At 62.7% G+C, this 19,756-nt stretch carries 12 protein-coding genes; 7 read left to right on the top strand and 5 right to left on the bottom strand.

The window, feature by feature from the left end; all coding sequences use genetic code 11:
• Positions 1 to 25: 25 nt before the first annotated feature.
• The 5 genes from Q4S41_RS06910 to Q4S41_RS06890 form a co-directional block, all read right to left on the bottom strand.
• Positions 26 to 808: an ABC transporter permease gene (locus tag Q4S41_RS06910; protein ID WP_305030370.1), complete on the bottom strand. Its 783-nt coding sequence runs from the start codon at positions 806 to 808 to the stop codon at positions 26 to 28.
• A 154-nt stretch (positions 809 to 962) separates the two neighbouring features.
• Positions 963 to 2,741 carry an OmpA family protein gene (locus Q4S41_RS06905; protein ID WP_305030369.1) on the bottom strand — a complete coding sequence of 593 codons (1,779 nt, stop codon included), beginning with the start codon at positions 2,739 to 2,741 and terminating at the stop codon, positions 963 to 965.
• A 271-nt stretch (positions 2,742 to 3,012) separates the two neighbouring features.
• Positions 3,013 to 4,008, bottom strand: coding sequence for a hypothetical protein (locus tag Q4S41_RS06900; protein ID WP_305030368.1), 996 nt, complete (start codon positions 4,006 to 4,008; stop codon positions 3,013 to 3,015).
• A gap of 4 nt (positions 4,009 to 4,012) precedes the next feature.
• Positions 4,013 to 4,714: a hypothetical protein gene (locus Q4S41_RS06895; RefSeq protein ID WP_305030367.1), complete on the bottom strand. Its 702-nt coding sequence runs from the start codon at positions 4,712 to 4,714 to the stop codon at positions 4,013 to 4,015.
• A gap of 230 nt (positions 4,715 to 4,944) precedes the next feature.
• A complete protein-coding gene (locus Q4S41_RS06890; RefSeq protein WP_305030366.1) occupies positions 4,945 to 6,123 on the bottom strand; it encodes a LacI family DNA-binding transcriptional regulator in 1,179 nt (392 codons plus the stop codon).
• A gap of 325 nt (positions 6,124 to 6,448) precedes the next feature.
• Between Q4S41_RS06890 and uxuA the strand changes: the two genes are divergently transcribed.
• From uxuA to Q4S41_RS06855, 7 genes are all read left to right on the top strand, one after another.
• Entirely contained in the window at positions 6,449 to 7,693 is a 1,245-nt protein-coding gene (gene uxuA / locus Q4S41_RS06885; RefSeq protein WP_305030365.1) for a mannonate dehydratase, read from the top strand.
• A gap of 24 nt (positions 7,694 to 7,717) precedes the next feature.
• Complete coding sequence (locus tag Q4S41_RS06880) at positions 7,718 to 9,835, top strand: alpha-glucuronidase family glycosyl hydrolase (protein WP_305030364.1); 2,118 nt, start codon at positions 7,718 to 7,720, stop codon at positions 9,833 to 9,835.
• A gap of 28 nt (positions 9,836 to 9,863) precedes the next feature.
• Positions 9,864 to 10,694, top strand: coding sequence for an SDR family NAD(P)-dependent oxidoreductase (locus Q4S41_RS06875; RefSeq protein WP_305030363.1), 831 nt, complete (start codon positions 9,864 to 9,866; stop codon positions 10,692 to 10,694).
• 165 nt (positions 10,695 to 10,859) lie between these two features.
• Entirely contained in the window at positions 10,860 to 14,006 is a 3,147-nt protein-coding gene (locus Q4S41_RS06870) for a SusC/RagA family TonB-linked outer membrane protein (RefSeq protein WP_305030362.1), read from the top strand.
• Positions 14,007 to 14,144: 138 nt separating this feature from the next.
• Complete coding sequence (locus Q4S41_RS06865) at positions 14,145 to 15,914, top strand: RagB/SusD family nutrient uptake outer membrane protein (RefSeq protein WP_305030361.1); 1,770 nt, start codon at positions 14,145 to 14,147, stop codon at positions 15,912 to 15,914.
• A 179-nt stretch (positions 15,915 to 16,093) separates the two neighbouring features.
• Positions 16,094 to 17,719 carry a GH35 family beta-galactosidase gene (locus tag Q4S41_RS06860; RefSeq protein ID WP_305030360.1) on the top strand — a complete coding sequence of 542 codons (1,626 nt, stop codon included), beginning with the start codon at positions 16,094 to 16,096 and terminating at the stop codon, positions 17,717 to 17,719.
• A gap of 15 nt (positions 17,720 to 17,734) precedes the next feature.
• Entirely contained in the window at positions 17,735 to 19,741 is a 2,007-nt protein-coding gene (locus tag Q4S41_RS06855; protein ID WP_305030359.1) for a sialate O-acetylesterase, read from the top strand.
• The last annotated feature ends 15 nt before the right edge of the window (positions 19,742 to 19,756 follow it).

Here is a 19,756-nt window from a genome sequence, read left to right as displayed (position 1 = left end):
CAGTACCAGTATTTCGACTCACGGACTAAAAGTCCGCGCTACTGCCCAGCGCCGAGTAAGGGAAAAACACCCGCCGCAACAGCACAAACACGTAGTCCTGCGCCGCCCCCGTCGCCAGAATCACCAGTTGAATAGCCAGCACCCCATCCAAATGCAGGTAGCGGTTCTGCTTATAGAGCAGCAGACCGATGCCGCCTTCGGACTGGTAGAGCGTTTCGACCAGCGTAATCATGGTCCAGATGATGGCGAAGTTCTGGCGCACCACTTCGAGCATCTCATCGAGCTTGCCCAGCACCACCACTTCGTAGAAGCTGCGCCACTCGCTCATGCCCAGGGTGCGGGCGTGGTCCATTTCCTCCTGCGTGGTGGTCAGAATCACGCTCGTCATGCCCGTCACGAGGTACACGGTGGCGCCAAAAACCAAAACCGAAAGCTTCACCTGGTGGCCCGAGCTCAGCATCAGGGCCATGAAGAAGGTCAGGCCGGTCAGGGTGAGGTAGCGCATCTTGGAGGCCGCGTAGGCGATGGGCCGGAAGAAGGGCAGCGCCGTGAGGTACGATATGAGCAATGCCAGCACCGTGGCAATGCCCAGGGCACTCAGCGCCGTGGTCATGCTGGCCCACAGCTCCTGGATGAGGCCCTGGGTGCTGATGAGGTCGCCGAGCGAACGCACGACTTCGCCCAGGCTGGGGAAAAGCTGCATGGGATAAAACAGCCACAGCAGTAGCAGCAGAGCTACTTGCGCCACCACCATGGAGGTGAACACAAGGCGGCGCGGCTGGGCGTTGGGGGCGAAAAGGGATTTCATGGCAGAGAGTTGAAAAAGCAGAACGTCATGCTGAGCTTGTCGAAGCATCTCTACCGCTTCGTTGCAGCGGCATTGATTACTTCTGCGGTAGAGATGCTTCGACTCCGCTGCGCTGCGCTCAGCATGACGTTCTTTTTCGTTTCGCGCAAACGGGTTAATTACCCAGCACCACTTCTACGCGGCGGTTTTTGGCTTTGCCTTCGGGCGTGGCGTTGCTGGCGACTGGCTCGGTGGCGCCGTGGGCGTATACCTGCACGCGGCCGTCGGGGAAGGCGCTGTGGCTCTTAGCTTCGAGCCAGTGCTGCACGGCCATGGCTCGGTCTTCGCTCAGCTGCTGGTTTCTGCTGGGGTCGCCGGTGTTGTCGGTGTGGCCGTGCACGGCCACTTTCAGGCGGCCGGCCACCACGAGGTCGTTGAAGAGCTGGTCGAGGTCGCGCTCGGCGGCGGGGGTGAAGCTGCTCTGGCCGCTGTTAAACTCGATGTTCCAGGCGCGCTTGCTCACGTTTTGGCGGATTTCGTCGCCGGCGGCAAACTGCTGGGTTTCGGCCGGGGCTACGGCTTTGCCTTTGTATTGCTGCTGAAGCTGCTGAAGGGGCTTCAGGTCCAGTATTTCGTTCAGTGGCACGTAGGTCGGCAACTCCTTAGGGTAAAGCTTGCTCTGCACGTCGCCGAAGGTTTTATATACGGCGGCGTAGATGTTGGTGCCGCCTTCGTCGAGGCCGAAAAGGCTTAGGTTGTCGCTGAAATTGAAGGCTTTGCTGCCGCCCAGCTCCACTACGTCGCCGTTGCGGTCGGCCTCGCTCACGCCTTTGTAGTACTTCAGCCAGTAGGCGCCGGGCTTGTCCTGGTCGCCGTACACGGTGGCCGAAATGTCGGCGGCGCGGGTCAGGGCTTCGGGGTGCGATTTCACCTGGTCGCCGGCCACGGCGAAGGCCGTCATCAGGCCCAGTACCTCTTTCGGGTGGGCGTCGTACCAGCGCTTGGTGGTTACCATGATGTTGGGCATCTGGTTCGAGTATTCTTTGGTGCTCACGATGTTGACGAGGCCGCCGCGCTGCTTGGCGATGTTCACGTCGCCGGGCGTCCAGGTGGCCACGGCATCAGCCACCACGTCTACTTTTACGCCAGTGTTCTTGCCGTTTACCACTTTGGTGCGGGCTTCGGGCTTGCCGAGGATGTACTTTTCAGCGGCCACCAGAAAGTCACTGGCAGCCATGAAGTTCACAGCTTCGGGGTCGTAGGTCGTTTCGTCGGGGTTCACTTTCAGGCCGTTGTCGGCGCACCATTTCAGGGCGATGTTCTGGTCGCCGTCGCGCAGGTAGCAGGCAATGGTTTTGCCCAAGGCGGTTTTGGGGTTGTCGAGCCACTCTTTCGGGCCCATCAGCTTGTCTTCGCCGAAGGATTTACCTACCGAATAGGGGATGATTTGGAGCTGCGTGCCGGCCTTTTTCAGCTCCGTCTGCACGGCCGAGAAGCCGGGCAGGCCGTCGCCCATGATGCTCACAATCAGGCCCGGCGTTTCGGGCTTGCTTTGCAGGTCGAGGGCGTTTTTTACCAGGTCGGCCTGCATCTTGCTCACGTCGTCCTGGCGCACAATCTGCATGTCGAGGCCGTTGGCGGTAACCGCCGAGCCCATCGTGGAACGGGGGCCGCCGTTGGCCAGCATGCCGGCCATCTGGCTGTTCCAGGCCATCACTTCCCACACCACGGGTGTGCCTTTGTCGGCGGGCGCGGTGCCAGGCAACGGGGCCAGCGGCACCACAACGGTGGCCCGGTTGCCGCCGGTGGCCGTGGGCAGCTCAATCGAGTTGAGCATCACCGACTGCGTATCGGCCTTCTTGAAAAGCGTATTACTGGCAATCAGCTTGTTGATGCCAAAGTAGAGCAGGCCCACGAGGATGAGGCCAATTAAAACTTTACCGCGTGTTGTCATTTTCGTAAAGGCAAAAGAAGGGTGGGGCGCCCGGTTTGGGTGCTTATATTTTGAAGTCTTGAAAGGGGTTAGTTAGCGGCTGACCAAGTGGTTTAAGCAGCTTATCCGGCTGTCATGCTGAGCTAAGCGCAGCGTAGTCGAAGCATCTCTACTGCTTCGTTGAACTGGTTGGATTACTGCTGCGGTAGAGATGCTTCGGCTTCGCTCAGCATGACGTTCACTCACAGCGGATTCCCCCAGCAGGCCCACCAGGCCGCAGGCCAGCAAAAAGCTAATCAAGCAGGCTAGAATAGGCATCATCGGAGGCTTTTTTGGTGGCGGAAAAAGATTGTTGGGCTTGCGGTTTCTCGTTGAGCACGGCGTTGAAATCGCCGTTCTGGTACTTGCTGAGCAGAGCCTGGCCTTTCTCGCTCATCACGCCGTTCTGGATGTCCATCTCCTTGACGAACTCCTGGGAGTAGCGCATGGCCTGCTTGATTTGGCCCAGTTGCTGGGCCATGTCCTGGGCCACGCGGTCGGTGGCCAAGTCGAAGAAGTACTTCTTGTCCGGGTCGCCGCGCAAAATGTTCATCGCCGCGCGCATGCCCGAGCTGGTGCGCTTGACCAGCTCGTACTCGTCCTTGAGCAGGTTGACCTTGAACTTGCTGCCGTCAATCTGGCGCAGGGCGGCCTTGAGAATTTGGCGCATCACCACCGAGACGTTGGCCGTGGTGGTGGCCATGGGCTGCAGGCGCTTGTTGTAGTCCTCCAACTGGGCGGCCCGGCTGGCGTAGCTCTCGGCCATGTCCTTTTCGTTCTGGCGGGCGGCCGAGCTGGCCAGGGCCAAGTACTCCTTCATCTGGGCGGTGTTGGCGACCAGCTTGCGCTTCACCAGCTCGTGCGCGCCCTCGATGTTGGTCACTTCGGCGTCCATCTTGCGGGCTTCCTGCTCGGTGTTCTTGATGTAGTCCTGCATGATGCCGATGGGGTCGGTGTTCACGAAAACCCCCGCCATCGTGCGCAGAATGCGCTGCCCGGCGTACCACAGGCCGGCGTGAATGCGCTTGTTGGTGGCCAGCAGAAACAGCACGAACAGCGTCCCCAGGCCAATGCCCAGCTTCACGGTGTCGAACACCATGTCGACCAGGAAGGGCAGAATCACGCCCCAGTAGTACACGGCCGCGCCGGCCAGGCCCAGGAGCACCACGCGCCCGGCCATTTTCTCCGGCTTCTGCCACTTGGGCAGGCCGGTGTCGTTGTCAGAAGTAGTTGTGAGCAGCGTGTTCATGGCGTTAGGCGTTTGAAGAAGGGATGGAAGTGGAAGCGTTGAGGAAGTTTTGGGCGGCCTGGCGGTGGGCCTGTAGGTCGGCTGCGGCGGCGGCATTGGCCAGTTCGTAGGAGGCTAGGGCGGCTTGGGTTTTCTGCTTTTCGGCCTGCGCCTGCTGCTGCATTTCGCGCAACTGCTGGCTTTTTTGGGCCAATTGCTCAGTGAGGGCCGCTACCTCGGTTTGCAGCTGGGTTTCGCGTTGCTTTAGCAGCGCCAGCGGACCGGGGACAGCCTTCGCGTCAGGATTTTCGCCCATTTTTTCGCGGTGGCGCTGCAACACCCGGGCGCGGTCCTCGGCCAGCCTGGTGGCCAGCTGCTCAGCCGAGGCCAGCAGCGCCGCCTGGTTCGTGCCGGTGAGGGCCGCAAAAGCGTTGAAGGCCGTCTGGTAGAGCAGCGGGCCGGTGAGGCCACTGCCGGCCATGCTGTTCACCATCTTGGTGTAGGTGCCAAAGTCCTTGCCGTCGCCCGCCAGCAGGCCGGCGATGTGGTCGAGGTGGCGCTGCTCGGCCTGGGCCACGAGCGGAGCCGAGGCGGCTGGCTGCGGCGCGGCATCGGCACCGGGTTGCACCGGGAGCGGCCGGGGCGCAGGGGCGGCGGCTGGCGCTGTTGCCTCTTCTTCAACGAAGAAGCCTTTGGCAGCTTTGGTAAGGTTATCGAGAATGGCCATGGCGGCGTGCGTTTGGTGACTTGCACCTTATGCCAATACCAATGCCGGGCTGGTAATAATTCTGTGAAAAATAATATTATGTCTGATTAACAGTGTTTTAAATAAAAATCCCCGCCTAGAGCATGGCTCAGCGGGGACAAATTTTTTCAAAATGGAAAGGCCGATTTTTCAAATCAGCAAGGGAAAGCGGTAGCCCTCGGCTAATAAGACAAAGTCTTGCTATAACGACCTTATATACTCAGCCGGAACAAATCGCCCTCGCCCTTGAGCGACGACTGGCGGATAATCAAATCACCCGAAATCACAAAAGTGCGGGGCTGGAAATTCTCCTTCTGCTGCACTTGCTCCAGAAACAGGCGGGCCGCCTGCTGGCCGATGCGGTAGGGGTGAAGGTCGACGGTGGTGAGGCCGGGCTCAATCATGGCGGCCATGAATTCGTCGCCGTAGCCCACCACGGCCATGTCGCGCGGCACGCGCAGGCCGCGTTTTTTCAGGGCCACCAGCAGGTCGAAAGCATTGGTGTAATTGATGGCGAAAATGGCGTCGGGCGGCTCGGGCAGGGCCAGCCAGGCGTCGAGAGTGGCTTCGGCTTCTTCGGTGCGGAATTCAATGTGCACCTCGTATTCCGGGCGCAGGGGCAGGCCGTAGCGCTTGAGGGCGTGCTGGTAGCCGGCCAGCCGGTTGCGGCTGATGAGCAGCGACTCGGGTCCGGCCAGGATGGCAATGCGCCGGGCGCCCTGCTGAATGAGGTGCTCGGTCACGTTGAAAGCGCCGTTCCAGTCGTCGAGAATGACCTTGGCGCTGTCCACTTCGTTGCTCACGCGGTCAAAATGCACCACCGGAATGCCCCGGCAGGCGGCGGGCTTCACGTGGTCGAAATTCTCGGTTTCGCGCGAGTGACAGATGAGCAGGCCATCGACCTGGCTGGCCACCAGCGCCTGCACGTTGCTCACCTCCGTGCGGTACGATTCCTTTGATTGACAAATCATTACCCGGTAGCCAGCCTCCGTGGCCACCGCCTGAATGCCGCTCACGGCCGTGGCAAAAAATGGCCGTTCCAGGTCCGGAATCAGCACGCCCAGGGTGTGCGTTTCGCGGCTCTTGAGGCTCTGGGCCAGGAGGTTGGGCTGGTAGTCGAGCTGACGGGCGGCTTCCAGAATGGCCTGCCGGGTGACGGGGCTGATATCGGTATGCCCGTTTAGCGCCCGTGACACCGTGGACGAGGCCACGCCCACGGCCTTGGCCACGTCGCCGATAGTGGTTTGGGTGCGGCGGCGATCCGGCACCGGGCCCTTTTTTTCCTCGGTGAAATGATAGTCGCACGTCTTGCAGAGGTAGCGCTGCCGGCCCCGCACAAACCCCGCCTTCAACACCGAATCAGAGAGTTTGCACTTCACGCAGGTTATCATGGCAAATTGGATTTAGTGTAGAATTAGGCCCGGTATACGGGCTTCGGGTCATCACAGTGTGAGTACTCACTCAAATATAACCCGGAAAAAAAAATTTCAACCAGGGAAATGCAAACTTATCTATCGGTATCGTTTCCGGAAACGATGCCGATAGTTTTGGTTCGAAAACATTGAAATTGGGCGTGTTTTGCCAGAATCAATTCGGTGAATTGTGTTCTACATTCGATGGTAAGTCGACCAAACGACCTATCGGCCGCTTTTACGGTGTTTCTCCTGATAGAATCGTCTGGATATAACACAAATTGTATTTTACCTGTCATTCGGCATGCTGCACACCATGCGCTGGTTCGGGCCTCACGACCCGGTTTCGCTTTTCGACCTCCGGCAGGCCGGCTGCACGGGCGTGGTCACGGCGCTGCACCAGCTGCCGGTGGGCGCGGTGTGGCCCGTGAGCGAGATTCAGGCCCGCCAGCAGCTCATTGAAGCCAACAATGGCACGCATTCCCCGCTGCATTGGGCCGTGGTGGAAAGCCTCCCGGTGCACGAGGACATTAAAAAAGGTCGCCCCTCGCGCGAGCTTTATATAGCGAACTACAAAGCCTCGCTGCGTAACCTGGCGGCCTGCGGCATCCGCACGGTATGTTACAACTTCATGCCGGTGCTGGACTGGTCGCGCACCAACCTGAGCTACGAAATGCCAGACGGCTCGCGCGCCCTACGCTTCGTGTGGCAGGATTTCGCCGTGTTTGACCTCTTCATTCTGCAGCGTCCCGGCGCGGCGGCGGCCTACGAGGCATCGGTGGCGGAAGCCGCCCGGCAGCAGTTCGCGGCCATGAGCGCCGAGGAAATAGCCGGCCTCACCAACACCGTGCTGCTGGGCCTGCCCGGCTCGGAAGAAGCATTCGAACTGACCAATTTCCAGGATTTACTCAACGAATACGCCAGCATCGACGCGGCCGCGCTGAGCGAAAACCTGCACTATTTCATTCGGGAAGTGGCGCCGGTGGCGCAGGAGCTGGGCATCGGCCTGTGCATCCACCCCGACGACCCGCCGTATCCGCTGCTGGGCCTGCCCCGGGTGGTGAGCACTGCCGATGACCTCGCGCAACTGTTCGCGGCCTGTGACGTGCCGGCCAACGGCCTCACGTTCTGCACGGGCTCGTTGGGTGTGCGGGCCGATAACAACCTGCCGGCCATTGCCCGGCGCTTTGCCAACCGCATTCATTTCATCCACCTGCGGGCCACCAAGCGCGAGGAAAACCCGCGCAACTTCCACGAAGCCGACCACCTGACCGGCGATGTGGACATGTACGCCGTGGTGCGCGAGCTGGTGCTGGAAGAGCAGCGACGAGCCGCCAGTGGCGAGGGCAACTGCGCCATCCCGATGCGCCCCGACCACGGACACCAGATGCTCGACGACCTCAAAAAGAAGACTTACCCCGGCTACTCCGCCATCGGCCGCCTGCGCGGGCTGGCCGAGTTGCGCGGCCTGGAACACGGCATCCGGCGCGGCCTGGCCTATGAAGCGCCGTCCAACGAGCGCCACGCCAAAGCACAGCAACTCGCCTAATTATCTCCTTCTCAAATCCCACCCATGTTGCTCCGGTCACTTTTGTTACTGCTGATTCTCGTTGCCGTCGCGCCGCGCTGCGTGGCCGACGACGGCTATCGGCTGTGGCTGAAATACGACCTGGTGGCCGATGCCGGGCAGCGGGCGCAGTACCGGTCCGCGGCGCAGTTCATTGCCCGCAATGGCTCCGATGCGGTGCTGAAAACGGCGGCGACTGAGCTGCAGCGCGGCTTGCAGGGCCTGCTGGGCCAGCCGGTGCCGCTGATGGCCAAACCCGAGAGCACCAAACGCGGCATTGTGCTTTCAATTGACCCATCTGCAAACGTTTCCGGTAGCTCGGCCAACCGGGAAGGTTTCCGCATTGCCAGTCAGGGCCGCAATATTCTGGTGACGGGCAGGAGCGGCGCGGGCGTGCTCTACGGCGTGTTTGCCCTGCTACGGCAGCTGCAAACCGGGCAGGTCATTTCGGGCCTGAACGTGAGCAGCAGCCCGCGCATTCAGTACCGGATGCTGAATCATTGGGACAACCCCAATGGCACCGTGGAGCGCGGCTACGCGGGCAGCAGCATCTGGAAATGGAACGAACTGCCCCAGCGCCTCGACCCGCGCTACACCGACTATGCCCGCGCCAATGCCTCCATCGGCATCAACGGCGTGGCCATTAACAACGTGAATGCCAGTGCGCGCTACCTCACGCCGGAGTATCTGGAAAAAGTGAAAGCGCTGGCGGGCGTGCTGCGGCCCTACGGCATCAGGGTGTATCTGTCGGTGTTTTGGGCCGCGCCGAAGGTGATTGGAGGGCTGACAACGGCCGACCCGCTCGATGCGCAGGTGAAGCAATGGTGGGCCGCCAAGGCCGATGAGATTTATAGTCAGATTCCTGATTTCGGCGGCTTTCTGGTGAAGGCCAACTCCGAAGGCGAGCCCGGCCCCCAGGACTATGGCCGCAGCCACGCCGAGGGCGCCAACATGCTGGCCACGGCCCTGGGCGCGCACGACGGTATCGTGATGTGGCGCGCCTTTGTGTACAAGGCCGGCAGCTCCGACCGGTTCAAGCAGGCCTACGAAGAGTTTAAGCCCCTCGATGGGCAGTTTTCGCCCAAGGTGCTGGTGCAGGTGAAGAACGGGCCGATTGATTTTCAGGCCCGCGAGCCCTTCCACCCGCTGTTCGGGGCCATGCCCAAAACGCCGCTGGTGCTGGAGGTGCAGATTACCCAGGAGTACCTGGGCATGGCCACGCACCTGGTGTACCTGGCGCCGCTGTTCAAGGAGTGCCTCAATGCCGACACCCAGACCAAAGGCCCTGGCTCGACGGTGGCGAAAGTGGTGGACGGCAGCCTCGACCAGCATCGCATCAGCGGCATCGCGGGCGTGGCCAACATCGGCACTGACCGCAACTGGACCGGCCACCCCATGGGCCAGGCCAACTGGTATGCCTTTGGCCGTCTGGCCTGGGACTACACGCTGACATCCAAAGTCATTGCCACCGAGTGGACCAAGATGACGCTGACCCGCGAGCCCCAGTCCGTGGCCACCATCGTGGACGTGATGGAGAAGTCGCGCGACATTTACGTGCGCTACACCACGCCGCTGGGCCTGCATCACATCATGGGCCAGAACATTCACTACGGCCCCGAGCCCTGGCTGGCCCAGGCCGGCCGGCCCGACTGGACGGCCGTGTACTACCACAAGGCCGACTCCGCCGGCCTGGGCTTCAACCGCACCGCCACGGGCTCCAACGCGCTGGCTTTGTATTCGCCGGGCGTGCAGCAGGCGTGGGGCAATGCCAAAACCTGCCCGCTCAACTACCTGCTCTGGTTCCACCACGTGGGCTGGCAGCAGCCGCTGCCCACCGGCCGCACCCTCTGGAACGAGCTGGCGACGCGCTACTACACCGGCGCCGACTCCGTGACGTGGATGCAGCAGCGCTGGGCCAGCGTGCGGCCGGCCGTGGATGCGGCCCTGTTTGCCGATGTGACGGCCCGGCTGGCCATTCAGCGGCGCGAAGCCCTGTGGTGGCGCGATGCCTGCGTGCTCTACTTCCAGACTTATTCCAAACAGCCGATTCCGGCACCTTTTGCGCCTCCTGCGCGCACTTTAGCCGAAGTCAAAACGCTGGTTGACCTCTACCAGCTCAAGTAAAATTCAGCGCTGAAAAACTGACATTGACATGAAAAATTTATCCTCCTCCAACGGCCACAAGGGCCACACCGAAGCTGTCGTCACGCAGGCCCAGCAGCGGCACGCCGATGTTTTTTCGCTTGATGGCAAGCTGGCGCTGATAACCGGCGGGGGCACGGGCATCGGGCTGGCCATTGCGCGCTGCATGGCTGAGGCCGGGGCCACGGTGGTCATCACGGGGCGGCGCGAGGCGGTGCTGCGCGAGGCGGCCGAGTCCATCGGCGAGGCGGTGCAGTACGTGGTGAACGACGTGACCGACTTGTGCGCCATCGACGCCATGGTGGCCGAAGTGGAAGCCACTCACGGCCCGCTCGATATTCTGGTGAACAACGCCGGCATCAACCTCAAAAAGCCCGCCCTGGAAGTGACGGACGAGGATTTTAACCGCATTCTGCACACCAACCTGCACTCGGTTTTTGCCCTCACCCGCGCCTGCGCCAGCCGCATGGTGGCCCGCGGCAAGGGCTGCATCCTGATGATTTCGTCGATGGCCGCCTACTACGGCATCGACCGCGTGGTGGCCTACGCGGCCTCCAAATCGGCGGTGGAGGGCATGGTGAAGGTGCTGGCCTCGGAGTTTTCGGGCCACGGCGTGCGGGTGAATGCCATTGCGCCGGGCTTCATCGAAACGGCCATGAGCCGCACCGCCATGAACTCCGACCCCGACCGCCGCGACCGGGCCATGCGCCGCACGCCCATGGGCAAGTTTGGCCAGCCCGAAGACATCGGCAACGCGGCCGTTTTCCTGGCTTCCGATGCGGCCCGCTACATCACCGGCGCCTCGCTGCCCGTGGACGGCGGCAACTCCATCGGCTTCTGATTCTAGTTGTCAGTTGCTTGTTGTCAGTTGTTAGATATGTGGTAATCAGTTTCTTAAAATCAAGAATACCGGAAAATCATTGGCGCTGACACGCAATAAGTAGCAACTGACAACTGACAACGAACAACTACTAATAACCCACCACACAAAAACCCACTCATCATCATGCGAGCACCTTTATCTGTCATTGCGCCTCGGCCGTTGCGGCCCTGGGCGCCAACCCTGGGGGCAGTTTTGCTTCTGGGCAGTCTGCTGCCGTCGGCGGCCTGGGCGCAGGCCGGGCGCACGGTGTCGGGCACCATCACGTCGGACACCGGCGAGGGCTTGCCGGGCGTAACGGTTATCGTGAAAGGCACCACCATTGGGGCCACCACCAACGCCTCGGGCGAGTACTCGCTGACCGTGCCGGAGGGCAGCAGCACGCTGGTTATCAGCTCGATTGGTTATGAGAAGAAAGAGGTGGCCATTGGCGCCTCGGGCAGTGTGAATGCCCGCCTGACCACCGAGGCCCAGGCCCTGAACGAGGTGCAGGTGGTGGGCTACGGCACGCAGAAGAAAAGTCAGGTGACGGGCGCCATCTCGTCGGTGGATGAGCAGGCGCTGCGCGACGTGCCGGTGGCCAACGTGGGCCAGGCCCTGCAGGGCCGCGCGGCGGGCATCACCATTTCGAGCAACGGCACCTCGCCGGGCCAGGCGCCCACCATCCGCATCCGGGGCAACCGCTCGCTTTCGGGCTCGAACGACCCGCTGCTGGTGGTGGACGGCGTGCCCTACGACGGCAGCCTCAACGACCTCAACCCCGACGACCTGACGTCGGTGGAAGTGCTCAAGGATGCGTCCTCGACGGCCATTTACGGGGCCCGCGGCGCCAACGGCGTTATCCTCATCACCACCCGCCGGGGCAAGGCCGGCGCTGCCCGCGCCACCTACAGCGGCTACTACGGCATGAAGCAGGCCTACGGCAAGTTCGACATTCAGAACGGCCAGCAGTACTATAACTACAAGCTCGAAGCCTACCGGGCGGCCTCGGCCACCGGCACTTACGACCCCAACTCGGCCACGTTCCTGACCACCGACGAGCGGGCCAACTACGCCGCCGGCAACACCACCGACTACCAGAGCCTGTTGCTGCAGAAGGGCCACATCCAGAACCACTCGCTGGGCGTGAGCGGCGGCACCGACCAGACGCAGTACTCGGCCTCGCTGGGCTACTACGACGAAACGGGCATTGTGCCGGTGCAGCGCTTCGAGCGCTACTCGGTGCGCGGCACGCTCGACCAGAAAATCGGCGGCCGGGTGAAAGTGGGGGTGAATAGCTTGAACACCTTCACCGACGAGAAAGACCCGAACGTGAACGTGCTCAACCAGATTATCACCACCAGCCCCCTGGCTTCGGCCTACGGGCCCGATGGCCAGCTGGTGCTTTACCCCAACGGCGACAACGCCGGCTCGAACCCGCTGACGCTGTACGTGAAAGACGCCCACCTGGACCGCCGCCGCCGCTTGCGCAGCTTCAACAGCCTCTACGGGCAGGTGAACATCCTGAAAGGGCTGGACTACCGCCTCAACGTAGGCCTCGACGGCCGCACCCAGGCCGACGACAGCTTCTACGGCTCCATCACCCCGCAGCAGGGCGGCGGCGTGAACTCGGCCGCCAGCGGCTCGTCGATTGCCTACAACCTGTTGGCTGAGAATATTCTGACGTATAACCGCACCATCGCCGAGAAGCACGATTTGAACGTGACGGCCCTCTACAGCCGGCAGACCTTCCACAACGATGGTTTCAGCGGCGCGGTGCAAAACACGCTGGCCAACTACCAGCTCAACACCAACCTGGGCGCCGGCACGCCCACCGGCGTCAACAACACGAACCGGCAGCCCATCGACTGGGCGCTGGAGTCGTACATGGCCCGCATCAACTACTCGTTTGATAACCGCTACTCGCTCACGCTCACCACGCGCATCGACGGCTCGTCGCGCCTGGCGCCGGGCAATAAGTACAAGCAGTTTCCCTCGGCCGCCGTGGCCTGGAACATTGCCAACGAGAACTTCCTCAAAGGCCAGCCCTGGCTGAGCGTGCTGAAGCTGCGGGCCAGCCTGGGCCGCGTGGGCAGCACCGCCATCAACCCCTACCAGACCCAGGGCCTGCTGCTCACCGGCATCGGCCAGGGCGCCTACAACTACGGCAGCACGGGCGCCGTGGGCGTGGTGCCGGGCAACATCCCGAACCCCAACCTGGGCTGGGAATACACCACCACCGCCAACGCGGGCCTGGACTTTGGCTTCTTCGACAACCGCCTGACCGGCAGCGTGGAAGTGTACCAGCAGCGCACCAGCGACCTGCTGCTGCCCGACGCCCTGCCCACGGCCAGCGGCTACGGCTCCTTTGTGCGCAACGCGGGCCAGACCCAGAACCGCGGCGTTGAGATTTCGCTCACCACGGCCAACGTGCGCTCGGCCAACCCCGGCGGCTTCGAGTGGAGCACCGACTGGAACTTCACCGTGAACCGCGAGCGGGTGCTCGACCTGAACCTGTACAACGCCGACGGCACCGTGCGCGACGACATTGGCAACCAGCGCTTCATTGGCCAGCCGCTGTACGTGATTTACGACTACCGCAAGCTGGGCATCTGGCAGACTTCGGAGGCCGACCTGGCCCGCAAGTACGGCTCGAAGCCCGGCCAGATTCACGTGGAAGACGTGAACAACGACGGCAAGATTGACGCCAACGACCGGGTGGTGGTGGGCTCGCGCCAGCCCAAGTTCGAGGCCGGCCTCACCAACCGCTTCCGCTTCAAGGGCTTCGACATGGCCATTGTGGCCCTGACCCGCGTGGGCGCTACCGTGGTCGACCCGTACTCCTTCGGCCCCAGCTACTACGCCACCAACACCGGCCGCCGCAACCAGCTGAACTTCGACTACTGGACGCCCACCAACCCCACCAACGAGTACCCGCAGCCCGACCAGAGCACCCGCCCCAACGAGTGGCCCACCTACGGCTCGACGCTGGGCTACCACAGCGGCACCTTCATCAAGGTGCGCAGCATCGACCTGGGCTACACCATTCCGGCGGCCTGGGCCAAGTCGGCCTTCATGAGCTCGGCCCGCATCTACGTGCAGGTGCAGAACCCCTACATCTGGGCGGCCGACAAGTACTTCCAGCGCAACAAGGCCATCGACCCCGATGCCCTGTCGTACTCGTCGCGCTTCGACACCACCAACGGCACGGCCGCGGCCAACATCGGCTTCCAGGGCGGCAGCAACTACCCCGTCACGCGCTCCTTCATCGTGGGCGTCAACCTGGGCTTTTAAGGTAGTTGTCAGTTGTTGGTTGTCGGTTGTTAGTCAGTTTCTTGACTTCGACAGATAACCAAAACAAACAACTGACAACGAACAACTGACAACCAATTCCCACCCCTTCAACTTTCCAGCGCCCCGCGCTCTTTTGATATGAAAAAAATAGTAATAGCTACGCTGAGCACGGCCGTGCTGCTGTCGGCCACGAGCTGCAACAAAGACTTCCTGGACGAAACCCCACAGTCGGTGCTCACGCCGGCTTTCCTGCAAACGCCGCAGGGCGTGGAGGCCGGCGTGACCGGCGTGTATTCGGGCCTGCGCCAGATTTACGGCAACGACTCGGGCACCTTCACCACCGAGGCCGGCACCGACCTGTGGACGACCGGTATCTCGGCCAGCAGTGGCCTGAGCGACTACGACAACACGGCCCTGACGCCCATCAACGACGGGTCGCACTCCTTCATCTGGACCGTGTGTTACCAGCAGATTAACAACGCCAACGGTGTGCTGAAGTACGGCCCGGCCGCCACGGGCATGGCCCCGGCCCGCCTCACGCAGCTGCTGGCCGAAGCCAAGCTGCTGCGGGCCCAGTATTACTTCGTGCTGGTGCAGGACTTCGGCGATGTGCCCCTCATGCTCAACTTCGTGGATTCGCCCACCAAGGACATCGTGCGGGCACCCATGGCCGACATTTACACCCAGATTATCAAGGACCTGAATGAGTCACTAGCGACTATTGCCGATAAGCCGGCACAGCCCGGCCGCGTGACGCGCGCTACGGCCTTGCACCTGCTCTCGAAAGTGTACCTGACCCGCGCCACGGCCATCCCGGCGGGCGCCACCGCCGACTACACCCTGGCCGCGCAGTTCGCCAAGGAGCTCATCGACAACCAGACCCGCTACGGCCTGGCCCTGGAAACCGACCCGGCTAAAATCTTCGAAGAAGGCAACGAGAACGGCAAGGAAGTCATCATGAACGCGCAGTTCAGCGGCGACGCCACCTTCAACCGCATCGACGGCTTCACCTTCGGCGGTGAGAACGTGCTGGGCTTCCAGTACCGCAGCCGCTACGACAAGCTGCCCAACATGGCCCGCGACGTGAACAACGGCCGGCCCTTCGCCCGCCACGTGCCCACGTACTTCCTCGAAAATGCTTATATTCTGAACGATGCCAGCGGCAACCCGCTGGAATCGGGCGCCAGCCTGCGCACCACCGACACCCGCTACAACAAGTGGTTCACGACGGTGTACCGCGTGAACTCGCCCGGCGCCAACGCCGGCCGCACCACGGCCGTCAACGGCGACACCGCTGCCTGGTACCCCGGCCGCCAGCTCTCGGCCGGCCGCCTGGCCCAGATTGCCGCCCGCCCGGGCGGGTCGTACGTGGTGATTCAGCCCAACCAGTACACCACGGAGTACTTCCCCACGATGAACAAGTTCGACTCGCGGGCCCGCACCTCGGTGAACGGTTTCTCGACCCGTCCCAACATCGTGTACCGCCTGGCCGAAACCTATCTGGTGGCCGCCGAGGCCTACTTCTACCTGGGCAACGTGAACCAGGCCCGCGACTACATCAACGTGGTGCGCCGCCGGGCCGCCGCCACGGGCCGCACCACCCAGATGGAAATCACCAGCGCCCAGGTCAACCTCAACTTCATTCTGGACGAGCGCGCCCGCGAGCTGTGCGGCGAGTTTACCCGCTGGTACGACCTGAAGCGCACCAACCAGCTGCTGGTGCGCGTGCGCAACACGGCCTACTCGCCCGCGCTGGTGACCCGCGCATCCGGCACCGGCTTCACGTCGGGCGGCAACTACGGGTCGAATGCCGCGACCAATATCCGCGACTACCACGTGCTGCGGCCCATTCCGCAGACGGAGATTGACCGCACCAGCGGCAAAATCACCCAAAACCCGGGGTACTAATTGTCAGCGGTCAATTAGCGAATAGAAGAACGTCATGCTGAGCGTAGCCGAAGCATCTCGCGTGTGGTAGTAACTCAATCGTGAAAACGATTCTGGAGAGTAGTGGCAAGCCAAATGCTTCGACTACGCTCAGCCTGACGTTCTTAATTTATTTCCGAATACTCCTCACTGTCATTTCTTTGCAACCCAAACTTTTCCTGCTTTTTCTGCTGTTGGCACTGGCCTTTGGGGCCCGGGCGCAGCCCGTGGATGGCAGCCTGCCGCGGCTGGTGAAAACCGGCCCGAGCACCCAATTATTGGTCGACGGAAAGCCTTACTTCGTACTGGGCGGCGAGCTGGGTAATTCCGCTGCCTCCAGCACGGCGTACATGCAGCCCGTGTGGCCGAAACTCAAGGCGCTGCACCTGAACACGGTGATTGCGCCGGTGTATTGGGAGCTGCTGGAGCCGCAGGAAGGCAAGTTTGATTTTACGTTAGTGGATGACCTGCTGCGCGACGCCCGCCGGCACCAGCTAAAACTGGTGCTGCTCTGGTTCGGCAGCTGGAAAAACAGCATGTCGTGCTACGCCCCGGCCTGGGTGAAAACCGACCTCAAGCGCTTCCCCCGCGTGGAAGACGACAAGGGCGTGCCGCAGGAAATCATGACGCCCTTCGAGCCCCGCAACCTGGAGGCCGATAAAAAAGCCTTCGTGCAGCTTCTGCAGCACCTGCGGGCCGCCGATGGGCAGCAGCACACCGTCATCACGGTGCAGGTCGAGAATGAAATCGGCATGCTGCCCACCGCCCGCAGCTACGACGCCCGCGCCAACGCAGCCTTCAAACAGCCCGTGCCGGCCCCGCTGCTCACATACTTGCAGCGCGAAAAGAAGAACCTGAAGCCCGAGTTTGCGGCCATCTGGCAGCGCCAGGGCGCCAAAACCAAGGGCACCTGGGAGGAAATTTTCGGCAAAGGCCTGGCCACCGACGAGATTTTTATGGCCTGGCACTTTGCCGCCTACACCAACGCCATCGCCGCCGCCGGCAAAGCCGCCTACCCGCTGCCCATGTACGTCAACGCCGCCCTCAACCGGCCGGGCTGGCTGCCGGGCCGCTACCCCAGCGCCGGGCCGCTGCCGCACGTCATGGACGTGTGGCTGGCCGCGTCGCCGGCCATCGACATCCTGGCGCCCGACTTCTACAACCCGGACTTTAAGCACTGGTGCGACCTCTACACCCGCGGCGGCAACCCCTTGTTTATCCCCGAAATCCGTTTTGAGGACGGCGTGGCGGCCAAGGCGTTTTACGCCTTCGGGCACTACAACTGCCTGTCCTTTTCGCCCTTCGCCATCGAGGGCAGCGACACGCTGAAGGGCGCGCCCATCGGCAAAGCCTACGAGCTGCTGCAGCAAATGAGCCCGCTGCTGGGCCGGTACCAGCCGAAAGGCCAGGTGCAGGGTTTCCTGCTGCAGAAGGACTCGGCGGCCAGCGTCTTCACCCTGGGCGACTACCGCTTCACGGCCCGGCACGAGTACACGCTGGGCTGGTCATTGGGCGCGAAAAAACCCGATTGGACGCCCGGGGGCGGCTTGGTGGTGGCCGTGGCGTCCGACGAGTTCTACGTAGTGGGCACCGGCCTCGTCCTCACCGCCGAGCCCACGGCCGCGGGCAAGCGCGCCGGCTACCTGAGCGTGGACGAAGGCATTTTTGAAGGCGGAAAGTGGGTGCCCGGCCGCCGCCTGAACGGCGACCAGGACCACCAGGGCCGCCACGTGCGCGTGCCTGGCGACGAGTACAGCATCCAGCACGTCAAACTTTACACTTATTAACCTGACCGCTGCCGCATGACCCGCTTCCTCTCCCTTGTTGCGCCCTGCCCGGGCCGTCGGCTGGCCAGCCTTGGCGGCTTGCTGGTGGGCTGCAGCTTGTTGGCGCCGGCCGAAGCCGCTGCCCAGGTGCGCCTGCCGCGCCTGGTGAGCGACGGCATGGTGCTGCAGCGCGACGCCGACGTGCGCGTGTGGGGCTGGGCCCGGCCGGGCGAGGCCGTAGCGGTGAGCTTCTTGGGCAAAACCTACCGCGCCACCACCGGCCCCGACGGCCAGTGGCGTGTGCAGTTGCCGCATTTGAAACTAGGCGGGCCGTTTGAGATGAGCATCAAAGCCAGCAACCAGCTCACAGTGAAGGACATTCTGGTGGGCGACGTGTGGCTGTGCTCGGGCCAGTCGAACATGGAAACGCCCATGAGCCGCCTGCGCGACAAATACCCCGACGTCATCGCTCAGGCCGCCAACCCGCACATCCGGCAGTACGAAGTGCCCATGAGCTACGCCTTCACTACCCCCAAAGCCGACCTGACCGGCGGCAAGTGGATAGCTGCCGACCCGCAAACCGTGCTGAAATTCTCGGGCGTGGCCTACTTCTTCGCGAAGGAAATCAATGCCAAATACCAGGTGCCGGTGGGCATCATCAAGGACGCCGTGGGCGGCTCGCCGGCCGAGGCCTGGCTGAGCACCGACGCGCTGAAGCAGTTTCCGAAATACGAGCAGCAGGCGGCGCCCTACCGCGACAGCGCCGCCGTGGCCGGCATCAAGCAGAAGGAGCAGGCCGCCATCGGCAATTGGTATCGCCAGCTGCACCAGGCCGACCAGGGCGAGGCCTCGGGCCAGACGCCTTGGTACGCGCCCACCTACGCCGCCACCGGCTGGAAAACCATGTCGGTACCCGGTTACTGGGCCGATGGGGAGCTGGGCCCGGTGAACGGCGTGGTGTGGTTTCGCAAGGAAGTAGAAGTGCCGGCCGGCATGACGGGCAAGCCCGCCCGCCTGGAACTGGGCACGCTGGTCGATGCCGACTCAACCTACATCAATGGCCGTTTGGTGGGCACTACGGGTTACCAGTACCCGCCCCGCAAGTACGACTTCGGGCCCGATGTGCTGAAGCCGGGCCGGAACGTCATTACGGTGCGCCTCATCAGCAACGGCGGGCGCGGCGGCTTCACGAAGGACAAAAAATACGAACTCACCGCCGGCGGCCAGACGCTGGACCTGCGCGGGCCCTGGCAGTACCAGTTGGGCGCCACCCTGCCCCCCACGCCGGGCAGCACCACGTTTCAGTACCAGCCCGGCGGCTTGTTTAATGGCATGATTGCGCCGGTGCTGCCTTACGCCATTAAGGGCGTGCTGTGGTACCAGGGCGAGAGCAACGCCGGCCGGACGGGCGACTATCAGGCGCTGTTTAATGGTATGATACTCGACTGGCGCCAGCAGTTCAAGCAGCCCAACCTGCCATTCCTCTACGCCCAGCTGCCCAACTTCATGGCCGTACGCAAGGAGCCCGCGGAAAGCGGCTGGGCCGAGGTGCGTGACGTGCAGCGGCGCGGGCTGGCCCTGCCGCACACCGGCATGGCCGTGCTGATAGACGCCGGCGAGTGGAACGACATTCACCCGCTCGACAAGCAAACGCCCGGCCACCGCCTGGCCCTGGCCGCCCAAAAAGTGGCCTACGGCGACAGCAAGGTGGTCTCGTCTGGCCCGCTCTACCAGGCCATGCAAGTGGCCGGCAACAAAGTGACGCTGAGCTTCAGCAGCATCGGCGGAGGCTTAGTGGCAAAGGGTGGGGGCGAGTTGAAGGGCTTTGCCATCGCCGGGCCGGACAAGAAATTCGTGTGGGCCCAGGCCCGGATTGAAGGCACCAAAGTGGTGGTGTGGAATGACCAGGTGGCCCGCCCCGCCGTGGTGCGCTACGCCTGGGCCGACAACCCCGAAGGCGCGAATCTCTATAACAGGGAAGGATTGCCGGCTTCCCCTTTTACAACGGAGCCGGCGCTGTCGCAGGTTACCGGTCGCCTCTAGAGCTACAATTCAGCC

This window comes from Hymenobacter convexus, assembly GCF_030580955.1.
Lineage (GTDB): Bacteria > Bacteroidota > Bacteroidia > Cytophagales > Hymenobacteraceae > Hymenobacter.
The sequence above is the reverse complement of the archived record's forward strand: the minus strand, read 5'-3'. Positions and strand labels throughout refer to the sequence as shown.